The sequence below is a fragment of the Dokdonella sp. genome (genome assembly GCF_049593775.1).
GTDB lineage: Bacteria > Pseudomonadota > Gammaproteobacteria > Xanthomonadales > Rhodanobacteraceae > Dokdonella.
In genome coordinates, this window is sequence record NZ_JBAWHJ010000016.1 from 1 (window position 1) to 22056 (window position 22056).

The following is a 22056-nucleotide window of genomic DNA, read 5'->3' on the forward strand; positions in this document are numbered from 1 at the left end:
TCGAGGGCATGCGCTGGTCGACATCCCAATCACCCGACTCATACATGAGCCGGGTGAACACGAAATCGTAAGCCGGATCCGCGGCCCGAACCGCACGCGGCAGCAAGGGCGCAAACGCACAACCCGCCATCAACCTGAGAAACTCCGCGCGCGTCATTATCCTGGGCTCAGTTGTCGGGTGGAGAATGGCGTCGGGCATGACACTCGAATTTCAACGAAGCGCCCTGCCCTAACCATTCCCGGTTCCCCACTCCCGGCTATACGGCATCCGACAACGACGTAAACGTGAAATCACGGATCTTGAGCGGTGGAATCATCATCACGAACGGCGACTCGTCATCACCGACACGAACCGGCTTGCCGATTTCCTCGATGTTGTTGAGCATGATGATCGGCGATTCGTTGAAGCGGAAGTTCTTGATCGGATACTTGATCTCGCCATTTTCGACGTAGAAGGTTCCGTCACGCGTGAGACCGGTCAGCAGCACGGTCTGTGGATCGACCATGCGGATGTACCAGGTGCGTGTGACGAGGATGCCCTTCTTGGTCGACTTGACCAGGTCCATGGTCGACTTGTCGCCACCGACCATGATCAGGTTTCCAGGCTGGCCAACCGCCTTCTTGTCCTTGAGCTTGGCCCAGTAACGCGAATACTGCAGGAACTCAACCTTGCCCTTGGTGATGATCGGCGTGCGTTCGCGGACCATGCCCTCGTCATCCCAGGGCAATACGGCGGCAGTGGCATCAGCCGGGTCGGCAAAGATCGTCACACGCTCGTCGTAAAGCTTCTCGCCAACCTTGTTGCCGCCACCCTTCTTGGAAAGGAAGCTGCGCCCTTCATCTGCCTGACGCGCGTCGAAACCGAACATCATGTAGGAGATCAGCCCAGATGAAGCGGCAGGCTCCAGGATTACGGTGTACTTGCCGGGCTCAAGTGCCTTGGCATCTTTTGAATCCTGGGCCTTCTGGATCGCGATCTTGATCTCGTCGTCGGCGTTGAACTGCGAAACGTCGGCCACGTTGCGCGCGACCCAACCCGATCCGGTGCCGTCTTCGGTGCGCACGGTGCAGGTGAAATCCACGTTCGTGCTGGTCTGGTAGCCGAAGTTGCCATTGCTGTTGGCGATGGCAGAGAAGCGATTGCTGTCGGAGAAAAATCCGGCAGCGATCAATTTGGCTTTCTTGCAGGGGTCAATGGAGTCGGCAGCGACTTCGGCCCGGTACTCCGGCTTGATCGTCGCGGTCTTCTCGAACCAGGTCTTCGTCGGCTTGTAGGTCTGCTTGCCGATTGCCGGAACGAACTCGGGGTTCTCGGGAGCCAGCTTGGCCAGTTCCTCGGCACGCCGGACCACCTTTTCCAGCGAGGCGTCGTCGAACTCGTTGATGGTCGCGGTACCCACCCGCTTGCCGAATGCCACCTGCACAACCAGCTCGGCATCGCTGACGATGCCGCTGGTCGATACGGCGTTGATCGCGTAGCGGATATTGCCGTCAATCTGGCCGTTCAGGCTGGCCGTGCATTCATCGGCTTTCGACAGCTTGATGACCTTGTCGAGGATCGCCTTGGCGTCCTTTTCGGAATAGATGCTCATCGATTAAGTCTCCTGTCCTCAGCCGAGGCTGCGTGCGGTGTTGATGACGTTGATACCGTCGAAGCGTGCCGTGCTCGACCCGTGCGAAACTGCCGAAGACTGGCTCGGCTGGCCCTTGCCGTCGAAGAAAGATCCGCCCATGCGGAAATCGCTTTCGTCGCAGATGGCCGAACAGGCGTTCCAGAATTCCGGCGTACGGATCTGATAGGCAACATCTTCGATCATGTCGGTGATCTTGCCGTCCTTGATCTCATAGAACAGCTGACCACCGAACTGCGCGTTGTAGCGCTGCTGATCGATCGAGAAGGAACCATCGCCAATGATGTAGATGCCGTTCTCGACATCCTTGACCATCTCGGCCGGGCTGAGCTTGCCCTCGCCAGCGGCCAGCGACACGTTGGCCATGCGCTGGAACTGCACGCTGGACCAGGAATCGGCGTAGCAGCAACCGTGGGACTCCTCTTCATTGATGATGTGGGCCTGGTCGCGAATCGCCTGGTAGTTGACCAGGATGCCGTCCTTGACCAGATCCCAGTTGCGCGTCTTCACGCCCTCGTCGTCGTAGGCAACGGCGCCGAGCGAATACTTCTGGGTCTTGTCGGCGAACAAGGTGACCTTGTCGCTGCCGTACTTGAAGTCTTTCGACTTCCACTTGTCCAGCGTGGCAAAACTGGTGCCGGCGAAATTGGCTTCGTAGCCAAGTACGCGATCGAGTTCCAGCGGATGGCCAACCGACTCGTGGATGGTCAGCCACAAATGGGTGGGATCAAGCACAAGGTCGTATTTTCCGGGTTTTACCGAACGGGCCTTGAGCTTCTCGCGTGCCTGCTTGGCAGCGGCTACGGCATCCTCTTCCATGTCGTAGGAATCGGAATAGGCAACGACACCACCGGGCAACTGGATCTTGCCGGAGGCTGCGCCATCCATGTATTCGTAACCCATGCCCATCGGAGATGACAGACCATCGCGGCTGCGGAACTTGCCGCTCGCCTTGTCGATGGCGTTCACGGTGAACGGTGCCCAGATGCGATGCACGTCCTGATCGATATACGAGCCATCGGTCGATGCGAAATACTTCTGCTCATTGACCTGGAACAACAGCGAGTTGACGAAGTCGGCACCGGCCTTCATTGCAGCCGCATTGACGCTCAACAGGAGGTCGACTTTTTCCTTGATCGGCACTTCCATAGAATTCTTCTTGATCGGAGTCGACCACGAAACCTCGCCGACGCCCTTGGTGGGCGCGAGTTCGACCGCTGAACTGGTCAGCGACGAGTTGGCCTTGGCGATCTGGACCGCCTGGCGCGCGGCCCTGGCCACGGAATCCGGGCTGAGATCGTTGGTTGCCGCGAAGCCCCAGGTGCCATTGGCAATGACACGAACACCCATGCCGGTCGATTCGGTATTGACGACGTTCTGGACCTTGTCTTCGCGCGTGATCACGAACTGACGCAGGTAGCGCCCGATGCGAACGTCACAGTAGGTCGCACCGTCGCTCTTCGCTGCAGTCAACGCCGTGTCGGCGAGGCGCTTCTTCAGCCCCACATCGAGCTTGCTGACCAGTTCTTCAGCCGCAATCACCCGCCCATAGGCCGGAATCATCAGGGCTCCAAGGCCAAGGCTGGTCGCCTTGATAAAATCTCGTCGTTGCATCGTCTTCCTCCGCAGGAAACGGGTATCGGAAAAGCTGAAAGCGGTCAGCTGCCGGCGGTTGGCGCGGGGAAATCCTTCCCCGACGCAAGTGTTTACCGATCAAGGATGGCCGCCGCCGCCCTGAACGTCATGTGGCGAATGGCATGGTCCGCCTGGTTGTCAGCCAAGGCTGCGCGCCGTGTTGATCACATTGACACCATCAAAACGCGTGGTGCTGGAACCGTGGGATACGGCAGAGACTTGCCCAGGCTGCCCCTTGCCATCGAAAAATGTGCCGCCGATGCGATAGTCGGCCTGGTCACAGATCGCCGAACAGGCATTCCAGAATTCCGGCGTACGGATCTGATAGGCCACATCCTCGATCATGCCGTTGACCTTGCCATCCTTGATCTCGTAGAACAGCTGACCGCCGAACTGGGCGTTGTAGCGCTGCTGGTCGATCGAATACGAACCCCGGCCAACAATATAGATGCCGTTTTCGACATCCTTGACCATGTCGGCCGGGTTGAGCGCTCCCTTGCCGGCGGACAGCGACACATTGGCCATGCGCTGGAATTGCACGCTGGACCATGAATCGGCATAGCAGCAGCCATGCGACTCCTCTTCACCGATGATGTGAGCCTGATCGCGAATGGCCTGGTAGTTGACGAGGACACCGTCCTTGACCAGATCCCAGGCGCGCGTCTTCACGCCTTCATCGTCATAGGCCACAGCACCAAGCGAATGTTTCTGCGTCTTGTCGGCGGTCAGGGTGACCAGATCGCTGCCGTAGTGGAAATCCTTCGAGCGCCACTTGTCGAGCGTCGCGAAGCTGGTGCCGGCGTAGTTGGCCTCGTAGCCCAGCACGCGATCGAGTTCCAGCGGGTGGCCCACGGTTTCGTGGATGGTCAGCAGCAGGTGGCTAGGATCGAGCACGAGATCGTACTTGCCCGGCTTGACTGAAGGTGCCTTGAGCTTCTCTTTGGCCTGTTTCGCCGCTGCCACGGCGTCCTCGAGCATGTCGTAGGAATCCTTGTAGACCACGACACCGCAGGGCAACTCCACCTTGTCCGATGGCTTGCCGTCGAGATATTCGTAGCCCATGCCCATTGGAGCACCCAGCCCCTGGCGGCTACGGAATTTCCCGCTTTCCTTGTCCACTGCCGTGACCGTGAACGGCGCCCAGATGCGATGGATATCCTGATCGATATAGGAGCCATCGGTCGAAGCGAAATATTTCTGCTCGTTGACCTGGAACAGGGTCGAGTTGACGAAACTGGCACCCGCAGCGAGCGCGGCCGCATTGACCTCAAGCAGGCGCTCGACTTTTTCCTTGATCGGAATTTCCATCGCGTTCTTCACCATCGGTGTCGTCCAGGACACTTCTCCGGCGCCGCTGACCGAAGCCAGCTGCACGGGAATGGTAGTCAGCCGGGAGTTCGCCAGGGCGATCTGCACGGCCTGACGTGCAGCGCGTGTCACACCATCGGCGCTCAGGTCACTGGTCGCCGCGAAGCCCCAGGTGCCCTTGGCGATGACGCGGATACCGACTCCGGTGGATTCCGAATTGACCACGTTCTCTATACGGTCTTCGCGCGTGACCAGATACTGGCGCAGGTAACGTCCGATGCGCACGTCGCAATAGCTCGCCCCGCCCTCCCTGGCAGCCGACATCGCGGCATCGGCCAGGGATTTCTTCAGGGCCACATCCAGCTTGAGGACCAGTTCTTCAGCAGCAATGGCCCGACCCCAGGCGGGCGTGAGCAACACACCAAGGCCCACCCCGGTGGTCTTCAGAAAATCGCGTCGCTCCATATCGGGCTCCCTCGGTTGGTTCCGAAGCCCGGCATCGCGCCAAGCCAGCAGAGTTCAGGAAAGTCTCCGATCCTGACGGAATTGATTGATTTCGTCATCTGCCGAAAGGCATTGCGAACCACATTCGCCATCGCCAGCGAGCGATCACTCAGTTGCCCGGCGCCTCGACCCGAGGACGACGTGACCAGTCAAAGTCGATAATCATCTGCTGACCGGACGCGTCACTGGCCTGAATGCGTGAGGGCCGGCCATCGCGTTGACAGACCCAGAGCCGAAGCTTGCCGTTTGCAGTGGTGCCCGGCAGTTGTCCAGATGCCTCGAACGCATAGACGCGCAAATTGCTGCAGCTCGCGGACTTCGCTCTCCCTTCGTCGCGCACGTTGCTGATCGACGCGATGGCACTGCGCATCGAAGCCATGTCGAATGCAGTGACCGGCAACAGCGACCGATCGACGGGCGTCCAGTACCCCAGTGCGCTGATCCATGCCCCACCTGTGGTGACGATGAATTCGAGAGTCTGGTCCTGCATGTGGATGCGATCGGGGAACAGCGCATCGATTTGGCCGGAAACTGCCGGCGTCCCAGGACCGAAAATCTGGCCCGATACGTGACCGCGGAATCCGCCTTCTGAAAGGACCTTTTCGAATGCTTGGCGCACATCGGCTTGCGCATCGGCGCATGCCGCGCCTGAAGACAACCCGGCCATGGCGAGCCCGCAAAGAACTATGGTTCGGATCACGTCAACTCCAGCTTGATAGCTCAGACGATCGAGTATGGTGCCCATTCAATGAACAGAGGCCGGAACGACCGCCAGGCTGTCCGCTCAGGAGCTGCAGGAAAGCATCGAACAACCCGCCTTGTTGCGCGCCCAGTCCGGGCGGCGCGAGGCATACGCTTCACGTTCCGGCTGGTCCTCGTACGGCCGCCGCATGACATCGAGCAAGACGTGGATCTCCGATTCGTCGCCACTGGCTGCCTTGTCGATCGCCTGCTGGGCCAGCCAGTTGCGCAGGACGTACTTCGGATTGATGGCGCGCATGCGTTCGCGGCGCAGTTCCGATGACTGCGCATCCTCACCAAGACGCTGAGCGTAGCGGCCCAGCCATTCCTGCAGATGCCGCGAACTCTGTTGTCGCTTGGACTCGTCATAGAACGCGTTGCGAAACGAGTCGGGATCCATTGGTGTCGACCCTGCATCCGACAAGCTGCGGAAGAAAATCGTCATGTCGATTTCGGCAGCCGTCATCAGCTCGTACAGGTCCTGCATCATGGCCACATCATCGTCACGGCATTCGAGCAGACCCAGCTTGGCCGCGATATTCGAGCGCTCGGCCCGATTGTAGCTTTCGGCATAGCGCTTGAGGCCATCCTGCAGCGGCTCGATCGAACCGAAGGCCGGGGCAAGTGCCTGCGCCAGGCTGGCCAGGTTCCAGTGGGCGACGTTTGCCTGCTGGCCGAATCGATAGCGGCGGTTCTGCCGGTCGGTCGTGTTCGGTGTCCAGTCGGGATCGAAGTTGTCGATCCATCCGTATGGCCCGTAGTCGATGGTCAACCCGAGGATGGACATGTTGTCGGTGTTCATCACGCCGTGGACGAACCCCACCCGCATCCAGTGCGCAATCATCCTCGCCGTGCGTTCGCACACTTCGGCAAACCAGTCGGCACGCAGCGTTTCGCCTTTGCCTTCGAGATGCGCGAAGTCGCGCTGGATCGTGAAATCGATCAGCTGGTTCAGTAGTGCAAGCTCCCCGCGCGATGAGGGCAGCTCGAATGTTCCAAAGCGGATGAATGAAGGCGCGACCCGACAGACAACGGCGCCCGCTTCGGCAGCCGGATTGCCGTCATAGAACATGTCGCGAACCACACTCTCACCGGTGGCCACCAGACTCAGAGCGCGCGTGGTCGGCACGCCGAGATGATGCATGGCCTCGCTGCAGAGGAACTCGCGGATCGACGAACGCATCACGGCCCGGCCATCCGCACTGCGTGAATACGGCGTGGGTCCCGCTCCCTTGAGCTGCAACTCCCAGCGCTGGTCCCGGGTGTTGATCACCTCACCCAGCGAGATTGCACGACCATCACCCAACTGGCCCGCCCAGTGTCCGAACTGGTGTCCACCGTAGTTCGCAGCGAACGGCTGCATGCCGTCCATCAGCGAATTTCCGCCGAAAATATCCGCAAACTGCTGCGATCTCACCTCATCGACGGGGATATCCAGCAGTTCCGCCGCTTCCATGGAGTGCGCAACCAGGCGTGGAGCCACAACTGCGGTCGGACCAACGTGAGACCATGCCGCACCGCGCACTTCGCGCAGCGCCGAACCCGAGACCGGGTCTCCTGGAAGATCGCGAACAAAGGCATTGTCGAATTGAAATGGGGTCATCGGCGAAGAGTCTGGCATGCCAACCAAGCTCGGGGCCGGCCATGAACAAGTCAAGCCGAGTCTTGCGTACCGATAATGCTTTGCAACAATCTGAATTCACCGATATACTTGCGCGCTTTGCTCAAGCCCGTTCGTCCCGAGGTTTCCCCATGAAAGTCCTTTCTTCGCTCAAATCCGCCAAGTCCCGCCATCGCGATTGCAAGATCGTGCGCCGCCGCGGCAAGGTTTTCGTGATCTGCAAGAGCAACCCGCGTTTCAAGGCGCGTCAGCGCTAAGCGGTCTGTCTGCAGATCCAGCACAAGAGGCCGCGCAAGCGGCCTTTTGCGTTTCCGGGCCTGGGTGACGCGGGCTTGAGTCGCTGGCGCCCCGTCGGCTCTTGCCTGACCTCAGACCGCCTGATGAGCCCAACGGGGAGACCCGCTCTCCATCGCCGTCATCCAGACGAAGGCTGGGAGTGGTGGATCGTGCTGAATGGAGCGCGACCGGGACCAGGCAAGTCGACCATCACCCAATCTACAATGTGCTGCCCGGCATGGAACTGGCGCCACGCTTCTGCTACAACAGCACCCATAGCAAAATCATCTATTGATATCAGGAGGTTCGGTGATGAACTTGAAGTTTGTTCTCGCAAATGCGTTGCTTGCATCAGGCCTGTTCATGGCCGCTCCGATGGTCCATGCGGACACCGTCACCCTGGGCCAGACCAATGTGCGCGCCACCAACGTTCCCCAGCGTGGCCTCAACATGAGTCAGGTCGAGAAGCGCTTCGGCGCGCCGGAGGCCAAACTCGCACCGGCCGGTGGCGACACCGCCCTGCATCCGGTGATCAATCGCTGGCAATACAACGGCTTCACGGTCTACTTCGAGAAGAACGTCGTGATCCATAGCGTCCGCGACGGCGCCTGATACAGCCTCGCCATGACCAACCCCAGATGGCGCCTGCCCGCTGAATGGGAGCCGCAGGACGCAATCCTTGTGGCCTGGCCGCACGCGGGCACCGATTGGGCAGACCGACTTGAGTCGGTCGAGTCGACCTACGTCTCGCTGATCTCCGGCATCACCCGATTCCAGCCAGCCATTGTCCTGGTTGGCGATGAGGCCGTTCGCCAGCGGGCGGAGGGGCTTCTCGCCGAGCATTCGGTCGATCCTGCAAGGGTCCGCTTCCTTCTCGTCCCTTACGACGACACCTGGCTACGCGACTCCGGGCCGATATCGCTCAAGCTCGGATCCGCGTTCACGCTGAATGATTTCCGCTTCACCGGCTGGGGTGGCAAGTTTGACGCCCGACTCGATGACCAAATCGTCAGCGAACTGATCGCACGGAACGTGTTCGCGAACTCTACCCACCGCCACATCGACTGGGCGCTTGAGGGTGGCGCGATCGAATCTGACGGCGCCGGAACCATCCTGACGACCTGGAAGTGCCTGCACCTGCGCCATCCAGACCAGACCCGCGAACAAATCGACGCTGTACTGATCGATACCCTCGCGGCGCAGCGCGTGCTCTGGCTTGATCACGGCTATCTTGAGGGTGACGACACCGACGCCCATATCGATACGCTGGCGCGGCTTGCGCCTGATGACGCTATCGTCTTCCAGGCCTGCGACGACCCGGACGACGGACACCATGCCGAGCTGGGCATGATGCGTGACGAGCTGGCCGCCCTGCGCACCCCGGATGGAAAGCCCTACACCCTGCATGCCCTGCCCTGGCCACAGCCCGTCCTCGATGAGGGCCGACGCCTGGCCGCGTCCTATGCGAATTATCTGATCGTCAATGGCGCCGTGCTCGTACCCGCCTATGCCGACAACGCCGATGACGAAGCTGCACGCATCATCGGACTCGCCCACCCGGGGCGCGAGATCGTGCAGATCCCCTGCCGACCGCTGATCTGGCAGAACGGCAGCCTGCATTGCGTGACAATGCAGCTGCCGGCGGGGTTGCTTGCGCGATAGTCCTGGCAGGCCGTTGAAATTCTACTCAGTCGGCACGATACGTCGGCAAGACGTGCCTCAAAATGCTCATTTTCTGCATGCAAACTGTGCTTATTCGGCCCGTTTCGCCTTGTCTCGCAGTCGCCTGGGCGAATTTCAACAGCCTGCCACGTCATGTCCCCGTGGAACCGAGACTCGAGCTGAATGGCACTGCCCCAAACTCGTCATTCCCGCGCAGGCCGGAATCGTTGCTTGACAGCCGCATGCGTGGTCATCGCTTCACAACAACGAGACTGGCAACTCATCCTGTGGCACTGACCCGGTCGCAACGCCACAGAAAAGCTGGATGACCAGCCATTCGGCTATTGTGACGCGCTTCCCGCGTTCGCGAGGATGACGAAAAGTAGCGGCATTCGGCCTCGAACCACACAATCCGCGTTACCATTCCGCCTTTGCCCGTTTTTGAATCGAATGAGCCAGAAATCCCTCAAGGTCGCCCTGCTCCAGGAAGTCGACCACGGCAGTACGGAAGCCAACCTAGACGCCATTGAAGCCGGACTGCGACGGTCAGCAGCCGATGGCGTCGAACTCGTCCTGTTGCAGGAATTGCACAACGGCCCGTATTTCTGCCAGCACGAGAGTGTCGAAGAGTTCGACCGTGCCGAATCGATTCCCGGTCCGTCGACCGAGCGCATCGGCGCACTGGCGGAAGAACTCAAGCTGGTCGTCGTCTGCTCGTTGTTCGAGCGGCGTGCTGCCGGGCTGTATCACAACACGGCCGTGGTCTTCGATCGGTCGCGAGCGATCGCGGGCGTGTATCGAAAGATGCACATTCCGGACGATCCTGCCTTCTACGAAAAATTCTACTTCACGCCGGGCGACTTGGGTTTCGAACCGATCCAGACATCGGTAGGCAAACTCGGCGTGCTGGTGTGCTGGGACCAGTGGTACCCGGAAGGCGCACGCCTGATGGCCCTGGCTGGCGCCGAAGTGCTGCTGTATCCCACTGCGATTGGCTGGGATCCTGACGACACCCAGGACGAAAAAGACCGCCAACGCGATGCCTGGACAATCGTCCAGCGCAGTCATGCCGTGGCGAACGGCATTCCCGTGCTTGCGGTCAACCGCACCGGTTTCGAAGCCTCGCCCGATGGCGGCCGCGGCATCGATTTCTGGGGATCGAGCTTTGTCGCCGGGCCGCAGGGTGAATTCCTCGCGCAGGCGTCGATCAACCGGCCCGAACTGCTGATTGCCGAGATCGACCTAGCCCGCAGCGAATCCGTACGCCGCATCTGGCCTTTCCTGCGCGACCGACGCATTGAAGCCTATTCCGACCTGCTCAAGCGATATCGCGACTGATCCCTGATGACCCAGCCCGAACCTGACCTATCCTCCAGCGAGATCCTCGCAGCACAGCCGATTGCGCGCGTCCATCGCGATGGCGTCGAATACGTGTTGCTCGGCACCGCCCACGTCTCACGCGCCAGTGTCGAGGCCGTTCGCGAAATCCTCGAGCGCGAGTCGTTCGATGCCGTGGCCGTCGAGCTGTGCGAGCCACGCTACAAGTCGATGCGTGATCCGGAATCCTTCCGCAATCTGGACCTGTTCCAGATCATCCGCCAGGGCAAGGCCGGGCTCGTAGCCGCCAACCTCGCCCTTTCGGCTTTCCAGCGACGACTGGCTGAACAGTTCGGCATCGAACCCGGTGCGGAAATGAAGGCCGCCATCGATGGTGCCGAAGCGCGTGACTTGCCGGTCTGGCTGATCGATCGCGAAGTCGGAATCACCCTCAAACGCGCCATCCGAAGTGTGGGTTTCGTCGATCGCCTCGGCATCATGGGCGGCCTCGCAACCAGCCTGGTGACGCGCGAGGATGTTGACGAAAGCGAAATAGAGAAGCTCAAGGAAGGCGACATGCTGGGAAGCATGTTCAGCGAGTTCGCCGAGGAATCGCCACCACTGTTCGAAGCCCTGATCTCGGAGCGCGACCGCTACATGACCGCGCGCTTGCGCGAGGAATCCGAACAGGCATCGAGTGCCGGAAATCCGGTGCGCCGGGTGCTGGCGGTGATCGGTGCAGGCCACCTGGCCGGAATTGAAAAGGCCATAGAAACGCAGACCGAAGCGCCCGGCCCGATGCAGACAAGCCTGGCCGAACTGCCGCCCGGATCGCCCTGGCCAAAGCGCATTGGGTTCGCAGTTTTCGCGATCATCGCGGTAGCCATTGCGGTGTTGTTCTACCAGGGTGCCGAATCCGGTACGGACGCTTTGTGGATGTGGATTCTGTGCACCGGAATCGGAGCAGCCATCGGGACGTTTGCCGCCGGAGGACATCCACTCAGTGCGCTGGCCGGATTCATCGTTGCGCCATTGAAACCGTTTCGCCCTGGCGTCCCGGTAGGCGCGGCGAGCGCAGGTGTCGAGGTGTGGATCCATCGCCCTCGCGTGGCCGATTTCGACAGCTTGCGCGACGATGTCATCCACTGGACCGGTTGGTGGAAGAACCGCATATCACGCACGCTACTCGTCTTCATCTTCACCAACCTGGGCATGATGTTTGGCACCTGGGTGGCTGGTTTCCGCATCATCAAATCCCTGCTCTGAGCCCCGTGCTCCACACCACCTTGCGAACAACTCCATGAGTCTTGCCCGATTTTTCTCCAAGCCGCGCTGGCAGTCCAAAGATGAGTCCGTACGGCGCGATGCCGTGGCCACGGACAAGCATCCGGAACTGATCGATTCCCTTCCAAGACTGGTTCGCGAAGACACCGATCCCGGCGTTCGCATTGCTGCCCTGAAGCGACTGGCTGATCCTGGCCTTGCCCAGGCCATGGCGACGGATGATCGCGATGAAGGCGTGCGCAAGACTGCACGAAATCTGTGGATCGAACTGCTCGCCGGAACACATGCAGCCGCACCCTCACTCGTGGACCGGATACGTCTGCTGCGCGCGCAGGATGATCAGCGCCTGATCGAACAGATCGCCACAACCGCACCTGAAGCAGACTTGCGTCTGGCGGCGTTGCAGCGCGTCGACAAGGCCGCACTGATACTCGACAGGGTGACCGCCGATCCGGATGCTGCCGTTCGTCTGGCCGCACTCGAGCGCGTTGGCGAGGAAGCCCAACTCGCACGCATCGTCGAACGTACGCGCAAGACCGACAAGACCATCAGCCGTCTTGCCAACGAGCGCCTTGAGACCTTGCGCGTCGAGCGCGGCGACCCCGCCACGATCGAAGCGCGCGCGCGCCAGCTCTGCGAACAGATGGAACGCGTGCTGCGTGAGGGCGATGGCAGTGACGAAGCAACGCGGATAGCAGCGACCTGGCAGCGAATCGCCGACAAGGCCACGCCGCAGCTCGTCACCCGCTACGAAAATGCACGTGAACTCTACGACCTGAGTCGCGACCCCGACCAGATCGCGAAACTGCGGCAACGCGCTCTCGATCGCCAGCACATCGAATCGGAACTGGCCGCAATCGAGCAGGGTCTGGGCAGCGCATCCGCACGAACTGATTGCGAGGCGCTGCAACAGCGATTTGGAACGCTGGCCGAACTGCATTCCGCCTATGCAAACGACAACGATGAAGCAAGCGCAGCGGTGTCCGTGCGATTTACCCGACTCGGTGCCCGGCTGGCTGCGCTTCAATCGATGCCGGAGACAATCGAGTCGGAAGCCATGGCAATAGCCCAGGCAGAAGCCCGACTGGACCAGGAAGCGGCAAACGCTGCGAGATCCGAACATCTGGCAGCAACGCGCGCCGAACAGGCATCGAGACAAAAGGAAGCCACCGAGGCTTTGCATGCGGCAATCGTTGCCACATCTGAAGCCATCCAGGCCGGCAAGAGTGCCGAGGCCCACCAGTGTCATGCCAAGGTGAGTCGACTGCGTCGCCAGATGAAGGTTGTACCCGCGGCCTTGCGCGACAGCCTCGCCGATATCGAGAGTGAATACGCCAAGATCGCCGAGTGGCAACGCTGGAGCGACAACGAGCGGCGTCAGCAATTGTGCGAAGAACTGGAAGTGCTGCCTGAAACCGGCCTGCATCCGGACGCGCTGGCAACGCGCGTGCGGGAAATCCAGGCGGAATGGGCACACATGGATCAGATCGAAGCACGTCCTGCCCGAGCCGCAGACGGTATCGCCCGCCGATTCCGTGCGCTCTGCCAGAAGGCAATCGAACCGGCAAAGCCGTACTTCGAGAAACGTGACGAGCTGCGCAAGCAGGGAACCGGGGAAACTGCGGCGCTGATAGCGGAAGTGAGGGCTGCAGTTGCCGCGGAAGAAATCGACTCGCGCGCACTGGCTGACCTTCGCAAGCAGGCTGCCGATGCCCTGCGCAGTCTGGACCGTGTCGGTCCGCGCGAACGCAAGAACCTCGCCGCGGAACTCAAGGCCGTACTCACGGCCATCGACGGACGCGTCGACGCGCAGCATGCACTGGTCGAGACCGCAAAGACGGACCTGATCGCACGCGCCGTTGCCTTGTCGGAAGTGTCCGATTTGCGCACGGCGATGTCGCAGGCGCGTGACCTGCAAAAAGTCTGGCAGAAGTCAGGCAATGGGCGACGGTCGCGCGACCAGGCCCAATGGAAGCAATTCCGCGCCGCGCTGGATGCCGTTTTCGCCCGTGCCGACAGCGAGCGAGATGCGCGCGCCGCAGAGGAGAAACAGGTACTGGAGTCGGCAGCCGCGCTTTGTGCCGAACTGGAAGCCCTGGCAGCTGCAGGCTCGATACCCGAACGCAGCGACGTGCAGCGCATCGAGAATGACTGGCGGGCACTCGGCATCCGCGATGCCGCATTGCGGCAAAGGTTCGAGTCGGCGCGTGACTCCCTGGCGCGCATCGGAGCGCGCCACGCACGCCAACAAAGGCGTGCGGAGTTCGATATCTGGCTGGCCCACTATTCCCTGTGCCGAAACCTTGAACGCGGCGAGATTGAATCTTCCGTATTCGAATCGTCGCGTTCGGCCCTGGCACCGTTGACTCTGGCCGCAGTGGAGCTGGATAGCCGCATTGAACCCGTAGTGGCCGGTGATGAGGTATCCGATAGCGATGTCGACGCCCTGCGCGACTGCGTACTTGAGATCGAGCAACTCGCGGGAATCGAACCCCCTAGCGAAGATCGCCAGCGACGCATGGACCTTCAGGTCGAAAAACTCTCGGCACGCATGCGCGGCGTACAGGCACCAGCACCCGGCAATGCGCTGCGTGATCTGATCGCCACCTGGTCGAGCCTCGGCCCGATCAGCGACGAGGACAGCGTTCTGGAATCACGCTTCAAGCATGCCCTGCTGGCATCACTGGAAACGCTGGACTGATCCAGCGCCCGGAATCAGGGCAACGCCGGCCTATTGGTTTCCATTGGAACCATTTGGACGTCCAAACAGTTTGACGCATAGCAGCATTTGTGGTTGATTGGATGCACGCCGATCCGTGATCGGCGACGCTGCGTCATGGAAACCCTGCAGCCCTACCGAGCACATTCGCCAAGGAATGGCGCGCTCTTTCCTCGCGCAGGACGCTTTGATGAAACCGTCGCACTCGACTGGACTCTACGACCCCGCCTACGAACACGACAGTTGTGGCTTCGGACTGATCGCGAGCATCGAGGGCAAGGCCAGCGCATGGCTGGTGGACCAGGCATTCGCTGCATTGGCGAAAATGTCCCATCGCGGCGGCGTCAACGCGGATGGCGTAACCGGTGACGGATGTGGCGTCCTGATCTATCGTGCCGACGCATGGCTGCGAACACTGGCCGCTGAATCATCCATTGAACTGACACCGCTTTTTGCAGCTGGCCTTGTCTTCCTGGATCACGATTCCGAAAAATCGGAGAGAGCCCAGGCACGACTCGAACAGACATTGCGGGAGGAAGGCGTCATCCCGGCAGGATGGCGCGACATTCCGGTCAACGATACCCCGTGCGGACCCCTGGGCCTGGCCAGCCGGCCTCTGATTCGCCAGATTTTCGTCAACGCTCCGCCGGAACTCGACGAGGCCGTATTCGATCGCGCCCTGTTTCGAGCGCGCCGTCGCGCCGAACTGGCGCTCTCCGATGACAACGCCTTCTACGTGGTCAGCCTTTCAGCGGCCACCATCGGCTACAAGGCAATGGCTGCACCGGGGCAACTTCGCGCGGTATTCCCGGATCTGCAACGGACAGAACTGGTAAGCAGCGCGGTCACGTTCCATCAACGCTTCTCCACGAACACCTTGCCAAACTGGCGCCTGGCCCAGCCGTTTCGCATGCTCGCCCACAACGGCGAGATCAACACGATTCGTGCAAATCGCAACTGGGCATTGGCACGCCAGCCCAAGCTGCACTCACCCCTGCTCGATCTGTCCGACATCGGCGATCATGTCAGCAGTAGCGGCTCGGACTCGCAAAGCCTCGACAACATGTTCGAACTGCTGGTCGAAGGCGGCATCGACCTGTTGGCAACGACACGCATTCTGGTGCCACCGACCTGGAGCGCGAACGAAAACCTCGACCAGGATCTCGAAGCCTTCTATCAGTACTACGGCCTGCACACCGAGCCCTGGGACGGACCTGCCGGTCTGGTCATGTGCGATGCACGCCATGCCGTATGTGCACTCGATCGCAATGGCTTGCGTCCTGCCCGCTGGGCGCGCAGCGAAGATGGCCACCTCATCGTTGCCTCGGAAGCCGGACTTTGGGATGTGCCCGAAAAAAGCATTCTGGCCAAGGGCCGGCTCGGCCCTGGCCAGATCGTCGCTGTCGATCTGGTCGAACACTCATTGCTCGACAGCGCTGCAATTGATCGCATCAATGCCCAGCGCGCACCATTCCGCCAATGGCTGCGCGATGGCGTTGTCTATCTGGAATCGCATCTGATCGATCCGGCACTCGCTGCAGAGCCGATGCCGCCGGACATGCTGGCGCGCTTCCAGAAGCAGTTCGCGCTGACTTGCGAAGAGCGTGACATCGTACTCAAGACCCTGGCCGAAACCGGCGCGGAGTCAACCGGATCGATGGGTGATGACACGCCAATCGCGGTGATGTCCCAACAGTCACGCTCGCTGTACGACTACTTCCGCCAGGGCTTTGCGCAAGTCACCAACCCGCCGATTGATCCGTTGCGCGAACGCCTTGTCATGTCCCTGGTTTCGCAGATCGGGCTGGAAGGCAACTTGTTCGACCTGTCCGCCGACAGCGCACGCCAGGTCTTGTTGAGCTCTCCCGTACTTTCGCAACGCAAGCTGCGACAACTGCTGGCCCTGCCACATCTGGTTGATCGCCAGGTGCGCATTGACCTCTACTATGACGAGACGATCGGTCTCAGGCGCGCGCTTGAGGCCATCTGCACACAGGCCGAAGATGCCGTGCGCGACGGCGCTGCGATGGTCCTGCTGTCCGATCGTTACCCGCAGCCTGGACTGACCCAGATCCATGCCCTGCTCGCCACCGGCGCCATCCACGCCCATCTCAATCGCAAGCAACTGCGATGCGATTGCAACGTGATCGTGGAGACCGGAACCGCGCGTGACTCCCATCACTTCGCCTGCCTGATCGGATTCGGTGCGACGGCCGTCTATCCGTTCCTCTCCTATCAGACATTGTTCGACATGAACCAGCGCGGTGAGATCAAGGGTGGAGAAAATGAAACCGTGCACGAAATCGGGCGCACCTATCGGCACGGCATCCGCAAGGGCCTGCTCAAGATTCTCTCAAAGATGGGAATCTCCACGATTGCCGGTTACCGCGGCGCGCAATTGTTCGAGATCATCGGCCTGGACAGTGAAGTCGTCGACATGTGCTTCCCCGGCACGCCTTCGCGAATCAGCGGTGCCGGCTTTGTCGACATCGAGAACGAGTATCGCGCCCAGCTCGCACGATCTCGCAATCCCAACTACACCCTTCCGGCCGGCGGATTGCTCAAGGCGATCCCGGACGGCGAGTACCACATGTACAACCCGCCGGTAGTGGGACACCTGCAGACCGCCGTGCGCAGTGGCGAAATGCGCCACTATCGGAAATACGCCGACGCGGTCAATTCCCGACCGCCTTCAACCCTGCGCGATCTGCTTGAGTTGCGCGATGATTGCACGCCCGTTGCGCTTGAACTGGTTGAAGCGCGTGAAAGCGTACTCAAGCGATTCGACTCGGCGGGAATGTCGCTCGGCGCCCTGTCGCCGGAAGCACACGAAGCGCTTGCGATCGGCATGAACCGCCTTGGCGCGCGCTCGAATTCCGGCGAAGGCGGGGAAGACCCGGCTCGCTACGGCACCGAACGCAGCTCGAAGATCAAGCAAGTTGCCTCTGGCCGATTCGGAGTGACCGCTGCCTACCTCGCCAGTGCCGAGGTCCTGCAGATCAAGATCGCCCAGGGCGCCAAGCCAGGCGAAGGCGGGCAGTTGCCGGGCGACAAGGTCAATCAGTTGATCGCGCGCCTGCGCTATGCAAAACCTGGCATCGGCCTGATATCGCCCCCGCCGCATCACGACATCTACTCCATTGAAGACCTGACCGAACTGATCCACGACCTGCGCGAGGTCAATCCGACGGCACTCGTTTCGGTGAAGCTCGTCTCGCATGCCGGCGTGGGTACCATCGCGGCTGGCGTGGTCAAGGCAGGGGCCGATCTGGTGACGATTTCCGGTCACGACGGCGGCACCGGCGCGAGTCCGATCACCTCGATCCGCTATGCCGGCACGCCCTGGGAGCTCGGCCTTGCCGAAACGCACCAGACCCTGGTCATGAACGGCCTGCGTGACCGCGTGATCGTGCAGACCGATGGCGGTCTGAAGACCGGACTCGACGTCATCAAGGCCGCGATCCTGGGCGCTGATTCGTTCGGATTCGGCACGGGCCCCATGGTCGCGCTGGGCTGCAAGTACCTGCGCATCTGTCATCTCAATTCGTGTGCGACCGGCGTGGCCACCCAGAACGAGATCCTGCGGCGCCAGCACTTCGTCGGCGCACCCGAGATGGTCCAGCATTTCTTCCAGTTCATCGCCGACGACGTTCGCGGAATCCTGGCTGACCTGGGCCTGCGTTCACTACATGAACTGGTTGGGCGCACCGACCTCCTGCGCACCTTGCCGGGCATCACGGAAAAGCAAGGCAAACTGGACCTTTCGCGCTTGTTGCGCAATGCCGAAACGAATGAAGCAATCAGGGATTTCTGTGCGGCCGGTGCGCTCGCGCCTGGACCGACCGATCTTGCCCTTGCCACCGTGCGCGATACACGCGATGCGGTAACCAGCAAGCAGGGCGGCAACTTCCACTTTCCCATCAGTAATGTCGATCGCGCCATCGGCGGTCGTTTGTCCGGCGAGATCGCCCGGGCATGGGGTAACCAGGGCATGGCGGATGCTCCGATCACGCTGAACTTCGATGGCGCGGCCGGGCAGAGTTTCGGTGCCTGGAATGTCGGCGGCCTGAACCTCGTTCTCAACGGCGAAGCAAACGACGGTGTCGGCAAGGGCATGGCCGGCGGGCGAATTGTCGTGCGTCCAGTTGATGGCGTGCAGTACGCAACGCAGGAGGCCAGCATCATCGGCAACACCTGCCTGTACGGTGCCACCGGCGGAGAGCTCTACGCATCCGGTCGCGCCGGTGAACGCTTCGCTGTACGCAACTCCGGAGCGGTTGCCGTGGTTGAAGGCGTCGGCGACCACGGCTGCGAGTACATGACCGGAGGCACGGTCGTCGTGCTCGGTCGCAGCGGCCTGAACTTCGGCGCCGGCATGACAGGCGGCTTCGCCTACGTGCTTGATCTTGAGCGCAACTTCTTTGATCGCTACAACCACGAACTCGTCGACATCAACCGCATCTCACTCGAAGGCATGGAGAATCACCTGCAGCATCTGCGAGCGTTGATGCAGGCGCATATCCAGGCCACCGGCAGTGCCTGGGCGCAACAGTTGTTCAGCGACTTTCGCGATGTGCTGCACAAGGTATGGCTGGTCAAGCCGAAGGCCGCCAGCCTCGCAGCCCTGAACAGCGAGCTGAGGGAAGCGGCATGAGTGAGCGCACGTTTCCATTCCTCCGACTGGCTCGCGCCTTGCCGGCTGAAATCTCGATACCGATCCGCGTGGCCGACTTCCATGAGATCAACGCCGATTTCGTCGGCGGCGAAGCGGCAGACCAGGCCTCGCGTTGCATCGATTGCGGCAACCCGTATTGCTCCTGGGGCTGTCCTCTGGGCAACCGGATTCCTCAGTGGCTCAAGCTGGTCAAGGAAGATCGCATCGAAGATGCTGCAACTCTCATGCATGAGACCAATCCGCTGCCCGAGATTTGTGGCCGGGTTTGTCCGCAGGATCGCCTTTGCGAGGGCATTTGTACGCTGGAGGAAGATTTCGGCGCGGTCACCATCGGCGCGATCGAGCGCTCGGTCACCGACGAGGCGATCAAGCGCGGCTGGCGTCCACCCGAGGCCACGGCGACGACCGACAAGCGCGTCGCGATCATCGGAGCTGGACCGGCAGGTCTGTCGGCAGCTGATCGGCTCGCACGCGCGGGAGTACAAGCCGACGTCTTCGATCGCCATGAAGAAATTGGCGGCCTGCTCACCTTCGGCATTCCTGCCTTCAAGCTTGAAAAGGACATCGTGCGCACGCGGCGTCGGGTGCTCGAAGACCAGGGCGTGAAATTTCACGTCGGCACGGAAATAGGCCGGGATGTTGCATTCGAAAAACTCGTCGACGACTACGACGCGGTATTCATGGCAACGGGTGCCTATACGGCAGTCGATGCGCGTCTGCCGGGCCAGCAACGTGCCGGCGTCGTCGTCGCCCTGCCTTTCCTGATTGCCAATGCCCGCCAACAGATGGGCACGGCAACCGCCGCCGATGTCCTGCCCGACCTCGGCGGCAAGCGCGTCGTCGTGCTGGGTGGCGGCGATACCGCGATGGATTGCGTGCGCACCTCGGTACGGCTTGGTGCCGAGCGGGTCACATGCGTCTACCGGCGCGACGAAGCGAACATGCCAGGCTCACGCAAGGAAGTGAAGAACGCACGCGAGGAAGGGGTCATCTTCCGATTTCTTGCCCAGCCTCTAGCCATCGTTGGCGGCGATGTTGTCGACGGTGTCGAGATTGCGGAAACACGACTTGTGCAAGATGGCGATGGGCGCGCGCGTTGCGAAATCGTGGAGAGCAGCAGCCAGACGATTCCAGCCGATATCGTCATTCTTTCATTCGGATTCCTCGCCAGCCCACCCGACTGGTGCGCCCGCTTCGGCATCGAACCCGACGACAATGGGCGCCTGAGAGTGGGAGGTGACACGCGCCTGCCGTTGCAAACCGGCCACCCCAAGGTGTTCGCGGGTGGCGACAATGTTCGAGGCGCGGACCTGGTCGTGCGTGCCGTACTCGACGGTCGCGAGGCTGCGCGCTCCATACTGAGTCAATTGAACGTGGTCGCATGATGCGATCCAGCCCACCCCCTGACAATGCGCGCCTACCCGGCATCCGGAACAGATTCCGGATCCCGTTGAACAAGGAACGGGTTACCCTCTGCCCATGACACAGATCCTGATTGTCGACGATCATCCGCTTTTCCGCCTGGCTCTGGTTCAGGCAGTCGGAAATCTTGCAGGCGATGTGGAAGTGTTCGAAGCCGACAGCCTCGACACGGCACGTGCGGAACTGGTTACCCACCGCGACATCGATATCGTGCTTCTCGACCTGCACATGCCCGGCAACCATGGCTTGATGGGCCTGGTCGCACTGCGCACCGAATATCCGGCGATTGCGGTCGTGATGATTTCGGCAAACGATGATCCACAGGTGGTACGCCGGGCATTGACCTATGGTGCCGCGGGCTTCATTCCCAAACGCAGCAGCATTGCCGCTATCCAGGACATGCTGCGCACCATCATCGCTTGCGAGGAACCCTTGCCACTGCCGCAAGGCCGGATATTGGACACTGAGGCAGAACAGGATCGCCAACTGGCCAGGCGTCTGGCGTCACTGAGTCCGCAACAACTGAGGGTCCTGATTCTTGTCGCCGAAGGTCTGCTCAACAAGCAGATTGCAGATCGTCTCGATATCCAGGAGCGCACGGTGAAAGCCCACATGAGTGCGGTGTTCGAGCGCCTGGAAGTACGCAATCGAACCCAGGCCAGTGTGCTGCTGCGCTCGCTTGAAGTGGCCGATCCGTCACGAACGGTGGACGAATGATCGCGCAGCCATGCGCAAAGATTCGCGCAATCCGCATTCGGTTGCCTGTGCTTTCGCACTAGAGCTAGACTTTGAGCCAAAGGGGAATGCATTCGACGCGTGCACGACGCATCGCTCTTCGATCGCCCTGGCATGGAACGGCATCACCTTGGGGGAAATATGGTGAGGAGCAATTGCACAGGAACCACGTGGATCATGCTGGCTTGTTTGTCGGGACTTTCCCCGGCGTTCGCCCAGGTGTCCAGTTTCACCGATCAGACCACGGCTGCCGGCCTCGGCAATACCTTTACAACCATTGGCCTGGTCAATCCGATTCTCGGCGGTGGTGTCGTTGCAGACTTCAACAGGGATGGCTGGCAAGACATCTTCTACCCGACTGGCCGCAATGGTGCCGACAAGCTTTTCATCAACAACAGCAACGGGACCTTCACCGATCGCGCTGCAGACTGGGGCATCAATACTGTCCACCTTTCGAGTGCGGCTGCGGTTGGCGATTACAACGGTGATGACTTGCCGGACATCTTCGTTACCTGCTTTGGTCCCA

General features: G+C 61.0%; 15 protein-coding genes and 1 pseudogene. 10 read left to right on the plus strand and 6 right to left on the minus strand.

The window, feature by feature from the left end; translation table 11 throughout:
* The 6 genes and pseudogenes from WBP53_RS00410 to WBP53_RS00435 all read right to left on the minus strand — a co-directional run.
* Positions 1–199, minus strand: a pseudogene (locus WBP53_RS00410) (DUF4159 domain-containing protein); the annotation flags it as partial.
* 58 nt (positions 200–257) lie between these two features.
* Complete coding sequence (locus WBP53_RS00415; protein WP_423924814.1) at positions 258–1592, minus strand: TldD/PmbA family protein; 1335 nt, start codon at positions 1590–1592, stop codon at positions 258–260.
* Between the two features lie 18 nt (positions 1593–1610).
* A complete protein-coding gene (locus tag WBP53_RS00420) occupies positions 1611–3245 on the minus strand; it encodes a TldD/PmbA family protein (RefSeq protein WP_423924816.1) in 1635 nt (544 codons plus the stop codon).
* 159 nt (positions 3246–3404) lie between these two features.
* Positions 3405–5039 (minus strand): TldD/PmbA family protein, encoded by a 1635-nt coding sequence (locus WBP53_RS00425; RefSeq protein WP_423924818.1) that lies wholly within the window; start codon positions 5037–5039, stop codon positions 3405–3407.
* A gap of 148 nt (positions 5040–5187) precedes the next feature.
* Positions 5188–5778, minus strand: coding sequence for a hypothetical protein (locus WBP53_RS00430; RefSeq protein ID WP_423924820.1), 591 nt, complete (start codon positions 5776–5778; stop codon positions 5188–5190).
* Between the two features lie 84 nt (positions 5779–5862).
* Positions 5863–7422, minus strand: a complete 1560-nt coding sequence (locus tag WBP53_RS00435; protein ID WP_423924822.1) for a protein adenylyltransferase SelO — start codon at positions 7420–7422, stop codon at positions 5863–5865.
* 149 nt (positions 7423–7571) lie between these two features.
* Between WBP53_RS00435 and ykgO the strand changes: the two genes are divergently transcribed.
* The 10 genes from ykgO to WBP53_RS00485 form a co-directional block, all read left to right on the plus strand.
* Positions 7572–7697 (plus strand): type B 50S ribosomal protein L36, encoded by a 126-nt coding sequence (gene ykgO, locus WBP53_RS00440; protein ID WP_092410730.1) that lies wholly within the window; start codon positions 7572–7574, stop codon positions 7695–7697.
* A gap of 331 nt (positions 7698–8028) precedes the next feature.
* Positions 8029–8328, plus strand: a complete 300-nt coding sequence (locus WBP53_RS00445; RefSeq protein WP_423924825.1) for a hypothetical protein — start codon at positions 8029–8031, stop codon at positions 8326–8328.
* Between the two features lie 12 nt (positions 8329–8340).
* Positions 8341–9378, plus strand: coding sequence for an agmatine deiminase family protein (locus tag WBP53_RS00450; protein ID WP_423924827.1), 1038 nt, complete (start codon positions 8341–8343; stop codon positions 9376–9378).
* Positions 9379–9828: 450 nt separating this feature from the next.
* On the plus strand, positions 9829–10716 hold the full coding sequence (locus WBP53_RS00455) for a carbon-nitrogen hydrolase (protein ID WP_423924829.1): 888 nt from the start codon (positions 9829–9831) through the stop codon (positions 10714–10716).
* 6 nt (positions 10717–10722) lie between these two features.
* Positions 10723–11961 carry a TraB/GumN family protein gene (locus tag WBP53_RS00460; RefSeq protein WP_423924831.1) on the plus strand — a complete coding sequence of 413 codons (1239 nt, stop codon included), beginning with the start codon at positions 10723–10725 and terminating at the stop codon, positions 11959–11961.
* Positions 11962–11995: 34 nt separating this feature from the next.
* A complete protein-coding gene (locus WBP53_RS00465; RefSeq protein ID WP_423924833.1) occupies positions 11996–14680 on the plus strand; it encodes a DUF349 domain-containing protein in 2685 nt (894 codons plus the stop codon).
* Between the two features lie 208 nt (positions 14681–14888).
* On the plus strand, positions 14889–19352 hold the full coding sequence (gene gltB, locus WBP53_RS00470) for a glutamate synthase large subunit (RefSeq protein ID WP_423924835.1): 4464 nt from the start codon (positions 14889–14891) through the stop codon (positions 19350–19352).
* The gene (locus WBP53_RS00475) at positions 19349–20758 is read left to right on the plus strand and encodes an FAD-dependent oxidoreductase (RefSeq protein ID WP_423924837.1); all 1410 of its coding nucleotides are present in this window, start codon (positions 19349–19351) and stop codon (positions 20756–20758) included. Before gltB ends, WBP53_RS00475 begins: the two co-directional genes overlap by 4 nt.
* A gap of 94 nt (positions 20759–20852) precedes the next feature.
* A complete protein-coding gene (locus WBP53_RS00480) occupies positions 20853–21512 on the plus strand; it encodes a response regulator (RefSeq protein ID WP_423924839.1) in 660 nt (219 codons plus the stop codon).
* 195 nt (positions 21513–21707) lie between these two features.
* On the plus strand, positions 21708–22056 hold a 349-nt coding region (locus WBP53_RS00485), incomplete at its 3' end, for an FG-GAP repeat domain-containing protein (protein ID WP_423924841.1).

Coding starts and splice junctions, on each gene's coding strand:
- WBP53_RS00480 (WP_423924839.1), top strand. CDS start 20,853: ATGACACAGATCCTGATTGTCGACGATCATCCGCTTTTCCGCCTGGCT.
- WBP53_RS00460 (WP_423924831.1), top strand. CDS start 10,723: ATGACCCAGCCCGAACCTGACCTATCCTCCAGCGAGATCCTCGCAGCA.
- WBP53_RS00455 (WP_423924829.1), top strand. CDS start 9,829: ATGAGCCAGAAATCCCTCAAGGTCGCCCTGCTCCAGGAAGTCGACCAC.
- WBP53_RS00465 (WP_423924833.1), top strand. CDS start 11,996: ATGAGTCTTGCCCGATTTTTCTCCAAGCCGCGCTGGCAGTCCAAAGAT.
- gltB (WP_423924835.1), top strand. CDS start 14,889: ATGAAACCGTCGCACTCGACTGGACTCTACGACCCCGCCTACGAACAC.
- WBP53_RS00450 (WP_423924827.1), top strand. CDS start 8,341: ATGACCAACCCCAGATGGCGCCTGCCCGCTGAATGGGAGCCGCAGGAC.
- WBP53_RS00445 (WP_423924825.1), top strand. CDS start 8,029: ATGAACTTGAAGTTTGTTCTCGCAAATGCGTTGCTTGCATCAGGCCTG.
- WBP53_RS00415 (WP_423924814.1), bottom strand. CDS start 1,592: ATGAGCATCTATTCCGAAAAGGACGCCAAGGCGATCCTCGACAAGGTC.
- WBP53_RS00475 (WP_423924837.1), top strand. CDS start 19,349: ATGAGTGAGCGCACGTTTCCATTCCTCCGACTGGCTCGCGCCTTGCCG.
- WBP53_RS00435 (WP_423924822.1), bottom strand. CDS start 7,422: ATGACCCCATTTCAATTCGACAATGCCTTTGTTCGCGATCTTCCAGGA.
- WBP53_RS00420 (WP_423924816.1), bottom strand. CDS start 3,245: ATGCAACGACGAGATTTTATCAAGGCGACCAGCCTTGGCCTTGGAGCC.
- WBP53_RS00425 (WP_423924818.1), bottom strand. CDS start 5,039: ATGGAGCGACGCGATTTTCTGAAGACCACCGGGGTGGGCCTTGGTGTG.
- ykgO (WP_092410730.1), top strand. CDS start 7,572: ATGAAAGTCCTTTCTTCGCTCAAATCCGCCAAGTCCCGCCATCGCGAT.